Source organism: Luteibacter sp. 329MFSha (assembly GCF_900111665.1).
Lineage (GTDB): Bacteria > Pseudomonadota > Gammaproteobacteria > Xanthomonadales > Rhodanobacteraceae > Luteibacter.
In genome coordinates this window covers 181,076-194,254 of the sequence record NZ_FOJE01000004.1, presented here as the reverse complement: position 1 = coordinate 194,254, position 13,179 = coordinate 181,076, and the positions used below count along the sequence as shown (strand labels likewise).

Sequence of the window (13,179 nt, the reverse complement as noted above, 5' to 3'; positions counted from 1 at the left end):
CGCCTCCCGCGGGCTGCGCGGGAAGCGACGATGGTCACGACCGCGCATCGCCGGGCGCTCAGGCGGCGGCCAGCATCTGGGCGCGGGCGAGCGCCGCGTCCTGCGCCGCGGCGCGGACGATGGCCGGCCGCACCATCAGTCGCGCCACATAAGCCTCGAACGCGTCGCGCCGGGGCACGATGCCGAACTTCATCGTCCAGTCGAGCGAGCTCGCCCAGAGAATGTCCGCCGCCGTGAAGCGCTCTCCGAAGAGCCACGGTCCCTGCGCCAGCTGCGCCTCGATCTGGTCGAGCACCATGTCGAAGCTGCCGTAGGGGCAGGTCGAGACCGGCGCGGGCGCGTTCTTCATGAAGCGGTCCATCACCGCCGGCTCGAAGCACGAACCGTAGAACGACAGCCAGCGCAGGTAGGGACCGCGCAGCGGATCGCCGATCCCCGGCGCCAGCCCGGCCTCCGGATGCAGGTCGGCGAGGTAGGTGAAGATCGCCGGACGCTCGGTGACCAGGCCGCCGAGGTGCTCGATCGCCGGCACCTTCCCCATCGGGTTGATCTTCAGGAATTTCGGCTCGCGCTGCTCGCCGCGGGTCAGGTCCATCACGTGCATGTCGTACTGGGCGCCCAGTTCCTCCAGGAGCATCAGCGTGCTGCCCGATCGGCTGTTGGGGGCGTGGTGGAAGACGATCCGGCTGGGAGTCATGCGAGCGGTTCCTTTGTCGGTGGTGACGTGGGTGGTGGCGATATGGATCGGCCCGTCCATCAGCAGTCCGCGCAGGCGGAGCGGTGAGTACAGGTCGACGAACCGTTCGAACAGGCTGGTCATGTCGGTGGCCCCTTCCGTATCGGTAGGGAGAGTCTGCGCGGGGGCTGCTGACAACGTGCTGTCAGCAGTCCCTCTGGCGCGGTTCACGTGCCACGCGGACAATGCGTGTTCCCGACCCAGAGCCCCTTGCGATGTCGAAACCGATTTCCCTGATCCAGTTCCTGATCGAAGAGAAGCGCGCGGGGCACATCAACGCCCAGCTCAGCCTGCTGATCGAGGTCGTGGCCCGCGCCTGCAAGCGCATCTCCGTGGCCACCGGCAAGGGCGCGCTGGGCGGCGTGCTCGGCAACGCCGGGTCGGACAACGTGCAGGGCGAGGCGCAGAAGAAGCTCGACGTCATCTCCAACGAGATCCTGCTCGAGGCCAACGCCTGGGGCGGCCACCTCGCCGCGTGCGCGTCGGAGGAAATGGAAGACCCGCAGCCGATCCCCGACGCCTACCCGAAGGGCAACCACCTGCTCCTGTTCGATCCGCTCGACGGCTCGTCGAACATCGACGTCAACGTGTCGGTCGGCACGATCTTCTCCGTGCTGCGCTGTCCGGACGGCGTCACCGAGCCGAAGGTCGCCGACTTCCTCCAGCCGGGTACCGAACAGGTCGCGGCCGGTTACGTCGTGTACGGCCCGAGCACCCTGCTGGTCCTCACCTTCGGCCACGGCGTGCACGAATTCACGCTCGACCGCGAGCACGGCAGCTTCGTGCTGACCCGTCGCGACATCGCCATCCCGGCGGAGACGGCCGAGTTCGCGATCAACATGTCGAACCAGCGCCACTGGGAGGCCCCGATGCAGCGCTACATCGGCGAGCTGCTCGCCGGCACGGAGGGACCGCGCGGGCGCGACTTCAACATGCGCTGGGTCGCCTCGATGGTCGCCGACGTGCATCGCATCATCACGCGCGGCGGCGTGTTCATCTATCCGCTGGATGCGAAGATCACGGCCAAGGGCGGCACCGGCAAACTGCGCCTGATGTACGAGGCCAATCCGATGGCCTTCATCGTCGAGCAGGCCGGTGGCGCGGCCACGACGGGGCGCGAACGCATCATGGACCTGCAGCCGACCGCGCTGCACCAGCGCGTGCCGGTGTTCCTCGGTTCGAAGAACGAGATCGAGGTGGTTACCCGCTACCACCTCGAGGCCGACGACACCCGCGCCTGATCGTTCCATCGGAACCGGGCGGCCCGCCGCCCGGTTTTCGCCCTTCCCCGGACACGCGGCCGCCGCGAGCGTGCCCGATGATCCGCCAGCCCCGACACGGTAGTCCCGACATGTTTCCACGCCCTTCCCGTTCCTGGCTGCCGCTGGTCTTCGCGACCCTGCTCGTCGGCTGCTTCGGCGGCACGAAGCCCGACGCGCGGCCCGACAACGCATTGCCGGTGCTCGCGGCCAAACCGCGCATCGGCCTCGCGCTCGGCGGCGGCGCCGCGAAGGGCTTCGCGCACATCGGCGTGATCAAGATGCTCGAGGCCAGCGGCATCCATCCCGACGTCGTCGCCGGCACCAGCGCGGGGAGCGTGGTGGGCGCGATGTATGCCAGCGGCATGGACGCGTTCCGCCTGCAGGAGCAGGCGTTCTCGCTCGACGAAGCCAGCATCCGCGACGTGCGCCTCTTCTCCGGCGGCCTCGTGCAGGGCCAGAAGCTCCAGGATTACGTGAATCAGCTCGTCGGCAACCGGCCGATCGAAAAGCTGCGCATCCCGTTCGCCGCGGTGGCGACGCAACTCGAGAACGGCGAGCGCGCGATCTTCGTCCGCGGCAACACGGGCCAGGCCGTGCGCGCGTCGAGCAGCATCCCGGGCGTGTTCGAGCCCGTCGACATCGCCGGCAGGCACTTCGTCGACGGCGGCGTGGTGAGTCCCGTTCCCGTGGATGCCGCGCGCCAGCTCGGCGCCGACATCGTCATCGCGGTCGACATCTCGGCGCGCCCCGACGGCAAGAACCCCGACAGCATGATGGGCATCGTGGGCCAGTCGATCACGATCATGGGACGCAAGCTGGCCGAGCAGGAGATCGCGCGCGCCGATGTGGTGATCCGTCCGAAGGTGGGCCAGATCGGCCCGACCGATTTCGATCAGAAGAACGTCGCGATCCTCGAGGGCGAGCGCGCGGCGCTCGCCGCGATTCCGGCGATCCGGGCGAAGATCGCCGAGAAGACGGCCGCCATGGGCAAGCCGCCCGTCCCGGCGCGCTGATCAGCCCGCCTGCACCAGCTCCAGCGCCGACTGACGGCCGAGCGAGAGGATCTCGTCCGAGAGCCGGTCTTCCGCCACGGCACGCGCCAGCGACAGCGAGCCGACCATCGATGCGAACACGGCCATCGCGAGCGTGCGACGACGCTTGCCTCGCACGCCGTCCGGCAGCGTCGAGGCGATGAGTTCCACCATCTCCGCGTAGCCATCCGTGAAGGCCTCGCGCGTTTCCACCGGACGGCGCGCCATCTCGGCGGAGAGCGCCGCGGCCACGCAGCCGCTTTCCGGGTTGTCCCGGTGCTCGGCCGACAGATAAGCGTTGATCAACGCGCGGTAGCGCTCGCCGCGCGACGCGGCCACCCTCGCGGCCATCCGCTCCATCGCACCGGTCGCCGCGACGGCGACGCTCTCGCGGACCAGCTCTTCCTTCGATTCGAAGTGGTTGTAGAAACCACCCTGGGTCAGACCGACCTCGCCCATCAGGCTGACGACGCCGACGGCATCGATGCCGTCCGCGCGAAACCGCTGCGCGGCCGCCTCGACGATCTTCTGCCGCGTCTGTTCTTTGTGACCTTTCCCGTAACGCATGCTGCTTTCGCTCCCTTGGGGAGTACCCCCTGCCCGGGATCGATTGTAGCGAATCCTTGCGTATTGAAATGTCGGCGAACCCGGTACTTCCGGCACACGCGGAGCGGCGCAGGAGCGCGCACGGCGCGCTCCTGCCAGAGAAACATTTACGAATTTTCGTGGATCATTCCGCCCGGCGCTTCGCCACGTCGGCCGGTGTCACTTCACCCTGCTTGCCGCCGAAATGACGGATCACGTAATTCGCGAGCGCCGCCACCTCGGTGTCGCTATAGGCGTGGCCGAAGGCGGGCATGTAGACGTCGTTGTCGCCGATGCGCATCTTCACGCCTTCCAGGATGGCCTCGGTGACGTTCGCTCCCTTCGGATCGTTGACACCGCGGGTGCCCGCGAGCGCCGCGTATGCCGTCTGCTGTCCGGCACCGTTCCACTGGTGACAGCTCGCGCACGCGCCTTCGAACAGACGCAGTCCTTCCGCGTCCGCCTTGCCGTCGTCGCCGCCCGGTGCCACGGCGCTGGACGCGACCATCGCCTTCGGTGCCGCGTCGACGACGATGGGATCGTCGCCTTCGCGCGCCGGCACCGTGCGCAGCCACGTCACCAGTGCCGCCGTGTCTTCCGGCTTCCAGTGCTGCAGGCTGTACGCGATGGCCTCGCCCATTGGTCCATTCGCGGAAGCATGGCCCTCGGCGTGACCGGTACGCAGGTACTGGGTCAGCGCCTCGTCGCTCCACTTGCCGATGCCGTGCGTCGGATCGGAGGTGATGTTGTACGCGCGCCAGCCCTGCACGACCTCGCCCGCCAGCGCTTCGCCGTGCTTCAGCGCGAAGCCGAAGTTGCGTGGCGTGTGGCACTCGGCGCAATGCCCGAGCGGACCGCCGAGGTACGCACCCGCGTTCCATTCGGGCGACCGCGACGCGTCCGCCTGGAAACGCTGGCTGCGGAAGAACGCCGCGTTCCAGAAGCCCATCGCCCAGCGCTGGTTGAACGGGAAGCCGAGTTCGTTCGGCTTCTCCGGCTGGTGCACCGGCGGCAGGCTGAAGAGGTACGCCTTGATCGCCAGTACGTCGGCGCGACTCAGCTGCGTGTACGCCGTGTACGGGAACGCGGGATACAGGTGCTTGCCGTCCTTGCGGATGCCTTCCCGCACGGCGCGCACGAACTCGTCGTCCGTCCACGTGCCGATGCCGGTTTCCTTGTCGGGCGTGATGTTCGACGAGTAGATGGTGCCGAACGGCAGCTTGAACGCCAGACCGCCCGCGAACGGTTTGCCGCCGTCGTGTGACGTGTGGCAGGCCACGCAGTCGGCCGCGGTGGTGAGGTATTCGCCGCGCGCGACCGGGTCGGCGTTCGTGGGCGCGCCGGCCAGCACCGGCGCGGTGCCATCGTCGGGATCGGTACGGTTGAGGAAGAAGTACGCGCCGACGCCGACCGCCAGCAGGACGACGACGATGATCAGGAAGCGCCTCATGCCACGTCCTCCTTCTCGCCGCCGACCGACGCGACGCGCTTGAGCGCGTCGGGCGACGCGGCCAGCTGGGCCAGGGCCACCGGGAGCCGCCTCAGGCGGATGCCGGTGGCGGCGAAAATCGCATTCGTCAGGGCGGGTGCGGCGATCGCCGTGCCCACTTCGCCGATACCTCCGGGTACCTCGTCGCTTTCGACGGAATACACCTCGAGTTCCGGCACCTCGTTGATGCGCAGGCTGCGGTAGTCGTGGAAGTTGCTCTGCTCGATCGCGCCGTTCTTCAGCGTGATGCCGTTGTACAACGCGGCGCCCAGGCCGAAGAGCAGGCCGCCCTGCATCTGCGCCTGCACGGAGCTCGGGTTGATCGTGATGCCGTTGTCGATCGCGACGACGGCCTTGCGCAGGCGCACCTGGCCCTGCTCCGTCACTTCGGCTTCGACGATCGCGCAGACGTGGCTTCCGAACGGCGAGCCGACGGCGATGCCGCGTCCGACACGGGCGGGGAGCGGCTGTCCGCCCCAGCCGATCTTCTCGGCGGCGAGGTTCATCACGCCGAGCGCGCGCGAGCCGGGCTTCATCAGCGACCGACGGTATTCGAGCGGGTCCTTGCCGGCGGCATGGGCGAGTTCGTCGACGAAGCTCTCCACCACGAACAGATTGTGCGTGGGGCCGACACCGCGCCACCAGCCGACGACGAGGCCGGGCGGCATCTCGTGGCGCACCCACTCCACGAGGACGTTGTCCATGTCGTACGGCAGGTCGGCGGCGGATTCGATCGCGTCGCTGTCCATGCCGTCCTTGCCCATCGCGCCCGGCGCCCAGCGCCCGAGCACCGTGCCGCTGGTGATGCGATGCTTCCAAGACGTCGGCTTGCCATCGGCACCGAGCGTGGCCGAGATGCGGTCGAAGTAGAGCGGACGCACGCGATCGTGGCGGATGTCCTCCTCGCGGCTCCAGATCACCTTCAGCGGATAGCCCACCTGTCTGGCGAACGCGACCGCCTGTTCGACCTGGTCGGTTTCCAGGCGACGTCCGAAGCCGCCACCGAGGTAGGCCGCGTTGAGAACGACCCCCTCGGCCGGGATGCCGCAGATGCGCGCGGCTTCCGCGACGCAACGGGTCGGCACCTGCGTGCCCGTCCAGATCTCGCACTTGCCCGGCGTCACGTGCACCGTGGCGTTCAGCGGTTCCATCGGCGCGTGGGCGAGCATCGGCGAGATGTAGGAGGCTTCGATCAGCTTGCCATCGGCGGCGGCCTCACCCTTGGGCTTGCGGCCGATCAGCGCCGGTCCGTTGCGTGAGCTTTCCTGCAGGGCGGCGATGAGCGTCTCCGTATCGAGGTTGGCGTTGACGCCATGTTTCCATTCGATATCGAGCGCATCGAGCCCGCGCTGCGCGAGCCAGAAATTGTCCGCGACGACGGCCACCGCGTTGTCGAGGCGCAGCACGTCGACGACGCCCGGGATGGCGCGGGCCTTCGCGTCGTCCACCTTGCCCAGCGTGCCGGCGAGTTCGGGACTCGTGATCACCGACGCCACCTTCATGCCCGGGATCTTCGCGTCGATGCCGAACTGCGTGCCGCCGTTGACCTTGTCCGGCGAATCGACGCGGCGCATCGGCTTGCCGATGAGCGTGAAATCCTTGCGCTGCTTGAGCGTGACCGTCGCCGGCTGCGGCAGCTTGCCGGCCGCCTCGGCCACCGCGCCGAAGCCCAGCGTGCGGCCCGACGGAACGTGCGTGATCACGCCGCGCGCGACCGAACAGCTGGTGGGATCGACGTGCCACTGGGCGGCGGCCGCGGCGACCAGCGTCTCGCGCGCCACGGCGCCCGCCTCGCGCAGCGCCTGCCACTGGCCGCGCGTGCTCGTCGAGCCGCCCGTGATCTGTCCGCCGCCGAGCAAAGGCTGTCCGTAGAGCGCGTCGCTGGGAGGCGAATGCTCGACACGGATCTGGTCGAGCCCGACGCCGAGTTCCTCGGCCAGCATCATGGAGATGCCGGTGTAGATCGCCTGGCCCATTTCCACCGCGGGCATCACGAGGCGCACGGCGCCATCGGCGTCGACGCGGACGAAGGCGTTGGGCGCGAAGGCAGGATTGCCGTCCGCGGCGGCAGCCGCGGCATCGGCCGCCTGACGGCGCGGGCTCATCTGCGCGACCGCCGGTCCCATGCCGGCGGTCCAGAGGAAGGCCACGGCGAGGCCGCTTCCCGCCGCTCGCAGCGCGTTGCGCCGGCCCGCGTCGAACGCGTCGCCCTGATCCCGACGCGCGTTCATGCCGCGCTCCCGTCGACGACGACCTGCAGGCCGTGCTGCTGCCCGGTGGCCGCCTGCTTGATCGCTTCGCGGATGCGCACATAGGTGGCGCACCGGCAGATGTTGCCGGACATCGCCGTATCGATGTCGCGGTCGGTCGGGTTCGGCACGCGCGCGAGCAGCGCCGCGGCCGCCATGATCTGGCCGGACTGGCAGTAGCCGCACTGCACGACATCGACCGCGAGCCACGCCTGCTGCACCTTCGCGCCTTCCTGCGTCTGCCCGATGGCCTCGATCGTGGTGATCGCGCGGTCGCCGATCGCGGAGACGGGCAGCTGGCAGGACCGCACCGGCTGGTTGTCCAGGTGCACCGTGCAGGCACCGCACTGGGCGATGCCGCAGCCGAACTTCGTGCCCGTGAGCCCGATCACGTCCCGCAACACCCACAGCAGGGGCATGTCCGGCGGCACATCGACCTGGCGGTCCTCACCATTGACGCGCAACGTGACCATAAAGACTCCCCTGGGCTGGGCGGAACCGGGCGGCTCCGCTGGCGGATGAAACGAAAGGAAGCTTACGACGATCGCGTGACGTCCGGTTTTGCCTAACCTCGCGAATTTGGAAAAAACGACTGCCGTGTCCTTTTTAGTCGAAAACTCGACCGGATTCTCCGGAACCGCGTCGACGACAGGGACCGCTAAGGCATACCGACGAGCCGGTCGACTTCCGCCACGAACGCACGCAGGCGCGGCAGGTGGCGGAGATCGCGGTGGTAGCCCATCCACACGTCCCTTCCCGGCGGCTCGTCGCCGAGATCGATCCGGCGCAGCCCCGGCGTGACGTCGCCCAGCGCGACGGGCAGGACCGCGACGCCCAGACCGAGCGCGCAGGCGCGTGCCTGCGCCTCGCGACTGTTGCTGCGAAAGGCGAGCGGCACATCGGGCAGGCGCTCGCGCAGCCAGGCCACGTCCGGCATGCCGCCGAAGGCCGTGTCCATGGTGATCACCGCGTGGGGTACGGATGGCCCATCGACGGCGGCGTACGCCGCGTAGGCCACCCGCAGTAGCTTGCGTTGCGCGATGTCCGGCTCGTCGAACGGCGCGATGCGGAACACGAGGTCGGCTTCGCGACGTGCGAGGCTCAGGAGTCGCGCGTCGGTCACGAGTTCGACGACCACACCGGGATGTTTCTCGCGCAGGCGCGCGATCGCCTGGGTAAGGACGTGCGCGCCGAACCAGTCGGACGACGACACCCTGAGCAGGCCCTCCACCGCATCCCCCTGCCCGTTCGCTCGCCGAACGATGCCCAGGGCTTCCGACTCGATGCGCAGCGCATGCGCGAACACGTCGTGCCCCTCGTCCGTCAGCACGAAGCCTTCGCTGGTGCGCTGGAACAGCGTCTGCCCCAGCGCTTCTTCCAGGACCCGGATGCGACGGCCCATCGTCGGCTGGGTCTGGCCCAGCTCGCGCGCGGCCGCGCCGAGCGTGCCGCCGCGCGCGACGGCCAGGAAGATGCGGAGGTCGTTCCAGTCCATGCGCCGACTATGCATTTCTGCATGACGAGCGTGCAACTTCGGGCGTTCTCATGCGTATTCGCATGACCTACCTTGGATGCATCTCCTACCGGACAACGTCCATGAATACCTCGCCCCTAATGACCGCCCTTCGCCTCGACCACGCCGGCAAGGCGCTCGTGCTCGCCGATCTTCCGGTACCGCGGCCCGGAGCGGGCGAGGTCCGGGTCCGCGTCGTCGCCGCGGGCCTCAATCCGCTGGACGCGAAGATTCGCGCCGGCCAGGCCGCGCACGCGAAACATCCGGCGCCCGCGGTTCTCGGTCTCGACATGGCCGGCATCGTCGATGCCGTGGGGACGGACGTCATCGGGTTCGCGCCGGGCGATGCCGTCTACGGACTGACGGGCGGCGTCGGCGGCATCCAGGGATCGCTCGCGCCATTCGCCGTGGTGGATGCCGCGCTGCTCGCGCACGCTCCCACCCACCTCCCGCTTGCCGATGCCGCCGCCCTGCCCCTCGGCTTCATCACCGCGTGGGAAGGATTGGTGGACCGCGCTCATCTGGGAGCCGGCCAGACGCTCCTCGTCCACGGCGGCGCGGGCGGCGTGGGCAGCATGGCAGTGCAACTCGGCGTGGCGCTGGGCGCGCGCGTCGTGGCGACGGGCAGCGCCGGCCAGGCCGACGTCATCACGACGATGGGCGCCACCTTTTTCGATTACCGGGCCTCGTCGATCGAGTCGATCGTCGAGACCTGCACCGGTGGCGAGGGCTTCGACGTCGTGTACGACACGCTCGGCGGGGCGACGCTCGACGCGTCGTTCGTCGCCGCCCGACGCTACGGTGGCCATGTCGTCAGCAGCCTGGGCTGGGGCACGCATTCGCTCGCGCCGCTCTCGTTTCGCGCCGCCACTTATTCGGGCGTGTTCACCCTCATGCCGTTGCTGACCGGCAAGGGACGCGAAGCACACGGCCGCATCATGGCCGAGGCGACGCGATTGGCGGACGGGGGCAAGCTGCGACCCGTGCTGTCGGCACGGCGGTTCGCGCTGGCCGACGGCAATGCCGCCCTCGACCTGGTCGAGAGCGGCGACGCCGGCGGCAAGGTGATCGTGGAGATCGGCTGATCAGCGCAACGGGTGCGCTTCGACGCCTTCGTTCGTCAGCTTGACCGGAAGAATCCGGCCCTGCGCGTCGAAGGACATGCGTTCGATCGACACCTGGCGATGGTTGCCGTTGGTGTCGCCGAGCGGGTGGCGGTGATAGACGATGAACCAGCTGTCGTCCTTCGGATCGTGGAATACCGAGTTGTGGCCGGCGCCCGTGGCGATCTTCGGGTCCTGTTCGAGGATCTTGCCGATGCGCTTGAACGGACCCATCGGCGAATCGCCGATGGCGTACGCCACCGAGTAGTCGGGGCCGGTCCAGCCGCCTTCCGACCACATGTAGTAGTACTTGCCGTTGCGCTTGAACATCAGCGAGCCTTCGACGTACGCCTTGTCCGGCGTGATCTCCTTGTAGACCGTGCCGTCGGGCAGCGGCTCCAGCCCGGTGAAATCGGGTTTCAGCTTCACGATGTTCGCGTGCTTCCAGCCGCCGTAGATCATGTAGTACGTGCCATCGTCGTCGCGGAACACGAACTGGTCGATGGGCTGCGCGCCGTTATGGAACGCGTCGATGAGCGGCTTGCCGATGAGGTCGCGGAACGGGCCGGCCGGTTTGTCGGCCACGGCGACGCCGATGCCGCCCACTTCCTTGTCGCTCTGGATGTCGTTGGCCGCGAAGAAGAAATAGTACTTGCCGTCCTTCTCGACCACCGCGGGCGCCCACAGGGCTTTCTTCGCCCAGGGGATGTCCTTCATCGCGAGCACGTTCGCGTGCTTCGTCCAGTGCACGAGATCGGGCGACGAGAACGCGTCGAAATGCACCTGCTCGGCGTATTTCAGCGACGTCGTCGGATAGATCCAGTACGTATGGTCGAAGATCGCCGCTTCGGGGTCGGCGTACCAGCCCGGGAAGACGGGGTTGCCGGCGTGGCCCGGCGGCGGTGCCGCCGCGATCGCGGCGGTGGACAACGTCGCGGCGATCACCGCGCTCCCGAGCAGCTTGCGAATCCCCATCCGGTCGACCCCATCCGTTCGTGTGAACGTTCGATCCTAACGGGTCTGGACGTCCAAAAGCGAATCCTTCGGATGGGATCTGGCGATTCGGGCCGGCGCCAGTCAGAAGCGGTAACGCGCCTGCCCGACGATGCTGCGACGCGGGCCATAGAAGCAGTCGCCGCGCGCGAGGCAGGTGGCGCTGTAGACCTGGTCGGTGACGTTGGCCGCGTTCACCGAGAAGCGCCACGGACCTTGCGTGTACGCCACCATGGCGTCGAACAGCGTCTTCTTCGGTACCTCGAGCGTGCCCGTCTCGTCGTAGTTCTTGCCGATGTACCTCGCGCCGATACCGAAGCTGAAGCCGTCGCTGTCCGCGTCGTTCACATGGTAGACGCCCCACACGGAACCCTGGTTCTTCGGCAGACCGGCGACGATGCTGCCGTCGTCGGGTCGCGCCTTGGTCCAGGTGTAGGTGCCGATCATGTCGACGTGGTCGGCGATGCGCGTGGACGCCTCGAGTTCGACGCCGCGTGTCTTCGCCCTGCCGGCCTGGATCTGGTTGAGCGGATTCTGAGGATCGGGCGCGAGGCGGTTTTCCTCGCGCAGGTCGAAGTACGTCGCCGTGACGAGCGTCGGCGAGCCGACGGGCTGGTACTTCAGACCGGCCTCGTACTGCTTGCCGCGCAGCGGCTCGTACGGACGGTTGTAGAAATCGAGGCTGTCCAGCGGCTGGAACGATTCCGTGTAGCTGAGGTACGGCACAAGCCCGCTGTCGAAGCGGTACATGAGGCCGAAGCGCGAGGTCGTCGCGTTGTCGACCGAGCGGTCGTCGCCGGTCGTCAGCGTCGCGCGGTCGTGGCGCACGCCCACCGTGCCGATCCAGTGCTCGCCCCAGTTGATCTGATCCTGCACGTACAGGCCCGTCTGGCGCGTGCGGCTGGACGCGATCGGAGCCACGTCCGGCGGTGTGAAGCCGTTGCGGTAGACGGGATCGTAGAGGTTGAACGGCACGTCGTCGAAACCGTAGCCCTGGCGGCTGTCGGTATGCGAGTAGCCGACGTCGAGACCGACGAGCACGCGATGGTGCATCGAGGCCAGGTCGAAATCCGCCTGCGCGTGCGTGTCCGTGACGAAGCGCTTGTGCCGGTCGATCGAGATGTAGCTGTAGCGGTTGACGGTGCTCGCCGTGTCGTCGAGGAACGGGTAAGCCGGGTTCGAGTAGACGTCCGGATACAACGACCGGTAGTTCACGTTGTCATGCGAGTAGCGCATGTTCTGCTCGAACTTCCACGTGTCGTTGAATCGGTGCTCGAACAGCGAGGTGAGCGACCGCTGGTCGGTGTCGTAGCGGTCGAAGCCCGGTTCGCTGACGAATCGCTGCGTCGGGATGCGGCCGTTCGGGTTGGGCAGCAGCGTGCCCGAGTGCGGCAGAAAGTTCAGCGACGTACCGTTGTGGTCGAACTGGAGGTTCGCGAGCAGCGTCCATCGCGTGTCCTGGTCCGGCATCCAGGTGATCGACGGCGCGATGGCCTTGCGGTCGTCGGGCACGTAGTCGATCTGCGAGTCGGAATCGCGATACACGCCGATGAGGCGGTAGGCCCAGTGACCCGCGGTGTCGAGCGGGCCGGTGAAGTCGAACGCGAGCTGCTTGCGGGCGTTGTTACCGAGCTGCGCATCGATTTCGTGGGACGCCGTGAACTGCGGACGCTTCGAAGCGAGCGCGATCAGACCGCCCGTGGTGCCCTGCCCGTACAACACCGACGATGGACCGCGGACGATCTCGATGCGGTCGATGAAGTACGGCTCGGTGCGGGCATACGAATAGCCGAACGCCTGGCGCAGGCCGTCGAGGTACTGCACGAACGACGTGCCGCGCAGGAACGCGTCGTCGCCGCGGCTGTCCACGCCGTACGCGTCGGCGCGCACACCGGCCGAGTAGCGCAGCGCGTCCTGGATGGTCAGCACGCCCTGGTCGAGCATCTGCGCGTTCGAGATGACCGAGATGGCCTGCGGCGTCTCGATGATCGGGGTATCGGTCTTGGTCGCGCTGCTCGCGTCGGTACGCGTGTAGCCGGCATCGACGCTGACCCCACGGACGTCCACCGGGGCGAGCTGCACGGCCTTGTCGCCCCCCTGCTGCTGGGCGGAGGCCGTCTCCTGGGCGGAGGCGACGAACGGGAGCGACGCGCTGGCAAGCAGCAGCGGCAGAGTCTTCCTGCGGAGAAGCATGGCATTTTCCTGGGGCTGGGGCAGC

11 protein-coding genes are annotated in these 13,179 nt (G+C 68.1%); 3 read left to right on the top strand and 8 right to left on the bottom strand.

Translation table 11 applies throughout. The annotated features are described in order from the left end of the window. Positions 1-58 precede the first annotated feature (58 nt). Positions 59-820, bottom strand: a complete 762-nt coding sequence (locus tag BMW54_RS16445; RefSeq protein WP_310048840.1) for a glutathione S-transferase family protein — start codon at positions 818-820, stop codon at positions 59-61. Positions 821-951: 131 nt separating this feature from the next. Between BMW54_RS16445 and BMW54_RS16440 the strand changes: the two genes are divergently transcribed. Continuing rightward, entirely contained in the window at positions 952-1,977 is a 1,026-nt protein-coding gene (locus BMW54_RS16440; RefSeq protein WP_175472898.1) for a class 1 fructose-bisphosphatase, read from the top strand. Between the two features lie 110 nt (positions 1,978-2,087). Further along, a complete protein-coding gene (locus BMW54_RS16435) occupies positions 2,088-3,011 on the top strand; it encodes a patatin-like phospholipase family protein (RefSeq protein WP_090058203.1) in 924 nt (307 codons plus the stop codon). On the opposite strand, the gene BMW54_RS16430 is transcribed toward BMW54_RS16435, so the two are convergent. The 5 genes from BMW54_RS16430 to BMW54_RS16410 all read right to left on the bottom strand — a co-directional run bounded on the left by BMW54_RS16430 (position 3,012) and on the right by BMW54_RS16410 (position 8,847). Then, on the bottom strand, positions 3,012-3,596 hold the full coding sequence (locus BMW54_RS16430) for a TetR/AcrR family transcriptional regulator (protein ID WP_090058200.1): 585 nt from the start codon (positions 3,594-3,596) through the stop codon (positions 3,012-3,014). Between the two features lie 163 nt (positions 3,597-3,759). Further along, positions 3,760-5,064, bottom strand: a complete 1,305-nt coding sequence (locus BMW54_RS16425) for a cytochrome c (protein ID WP_090058199.1) — start codon at positions 5,062-5,064, stop codon at positions 3,760-3,762. Further along, entirely contained in the window at positions 5,061-7,334 is a 2,274-nt protein-coding gene (locus tag BMW54_RS16420; protein WP_090058197.1) for a xanthine dehydrogenase family protein molybdopterin-binding subunit, read from the bottom strand. Before BMW54_RS16420 ends, BMW54_RS16425 begins: the two co-directional genes overlap by 4 nt. After that, the gene (locus tag BMW54_RS16415) at positions 7,331-7,825 is read right to left on the bottom strand and encodes a (2Fe-2S)-binding protein (RefSeq protein WP_090058194.1); all 495 of its coding nucleotides are present in this window, start codon (positions 7,823-7,825) and stop codon (positions 7,331-7,333) included. The genes BMW54_RS16420 and BMW54_RS16415 overlap by 4 nt, the downstream gene beginning before the upstream one ends. A gap of 185 nt (positions 7,826-8,010) precedes the next feature. Beyond that, a complete protein-coding gene (locus BMW54_RS16410) occupies positions 8,011-8,847 on the bottom strand; it encodes a LysR family transcriptional regulator (protein ID WP_217642669.1) in 837 nt (278 codons plus the stop codon). Positions 8,848-8,966: 119 nt separating this feature from the next. On the opposite strand from BMW54_RS16410, the gene BMW54_RS16405 reads away from it, so the two are divergent. Further along, positions 8,967-9,950, top strand: coding sequence for a zinc-dependent alcohol dehydrogenase family protein (locus BMW54_RS16405; RefSeq protein WP_217642668.1), 984 nt, complete (start codon positions 8,967-8,969; stop codon positions 9,948-9,950). On the opposite strand, the gene BMW54_RS16400 is transcribed toward BMW54_RS16405, so the two are convergent. Together BMW54_RS16400 and BMW54_RS16395 are read right to left on the bottom strand one after the other, a co-directional pair. Beyond that, a complete protein-coding gene (locus BMW54_RS16400) occupies positions 9,951-10,943 on the bottom strand; it encodes a glycoside hydrolase family 43 protein (protein WP_090058189.1) in 993 nt (330 codons plus the stop codon). Between the two features lie 102 nt (positions 10,944-11,045). Next, entirely contained in the window at positions 11,046-13,154 is a 2,109-nt protein-coding gene (locus BMW54_RS16395; RefSeq protein ID WP_175472897.1) for a TonB-dependent siderophore receptor, read from the bottom strand. Between the last annotated feature and the right edge of the window lie 25 nt (positions 13,155-13,179).

Coding starts and splice junctions, on each gene's coding strand:
- BMW54_RS16445 (WP_310048840.1), bottom strand. CDS start 820: ATGACCAGCCTGTTCGAACGGTTCGTCGACCTGTACTCACCGCTCCGC.
- BMW54_RS16440 (WP_175472898.1), top strand. CDS start 952: ATGTCGAAACCGATTTCCCTGATCCAGTTCCTGATCGAAGAGAAGCGC.
- BMW54_RS16435 (WP_090058203.1), top strand. CDS start 2,088: ATGTTTCCACGCCCTTCCCGTTCCTGGCTGCCGCTGGTCTTCGCGACC.
- BMW54_RS16430 (WP_090058200.1), bottom strand. CDS start 3,596: ATGCGTTACGGGAAAGGTCACAAAGAACAGACGCGGCAGAAGATCGTC.
- BMW54_RS16425 (WP_090058199.1), bottom strand. CDS start 5,064: ATGAGGCGCTTCCTGATCATCGTCGTCGTCCTGCTGGCGGTCGGCGTC.
- BMW54_RS16420 (WP_090058197.1), bottom strand. CDS start 7,334: ATGAACGCGCGTCGGGATCAGGGCGACGCGTTCGACGCGGGCCGGCGC.
- BMW54_RS16415 (WP_090058194.1), bottom strand. CDS start 7,825: ATGGTCACGTTGCGCGTCAATGGTGAGGACCGCCAGGTCGATGTGCCG.
- BMW54_RS16410 (WP_217642669.1), bottom strand. CDS start 8,847: ATGGACTGGAACGACCTCCGCATCTTCCTGGCCGTCGCGCGCGGCGGC.
- BMW54_RS16405 (WP_217642668.1), top strand. CDS start 8,967: ATGACCGCCCTTCGCCTCGACCACGCCGGCAAGGCGCTCGTGCTCGCC.
- BMW54_RS16400 (WP_090058189.1), bottom strand. CDS start 10,943: ATGGGGATTCGCAAGCTGCTCGGGAGCGCGGTGATCGCCGCGACGTTG.
- BMW54_RS16395 (WP_175472897.1), bottom strand. CDS start 13,154: ATGCTTCTCCGCAGGAAGACTCTGCCGCTGCTGCTTGCCAGCGCGTCG.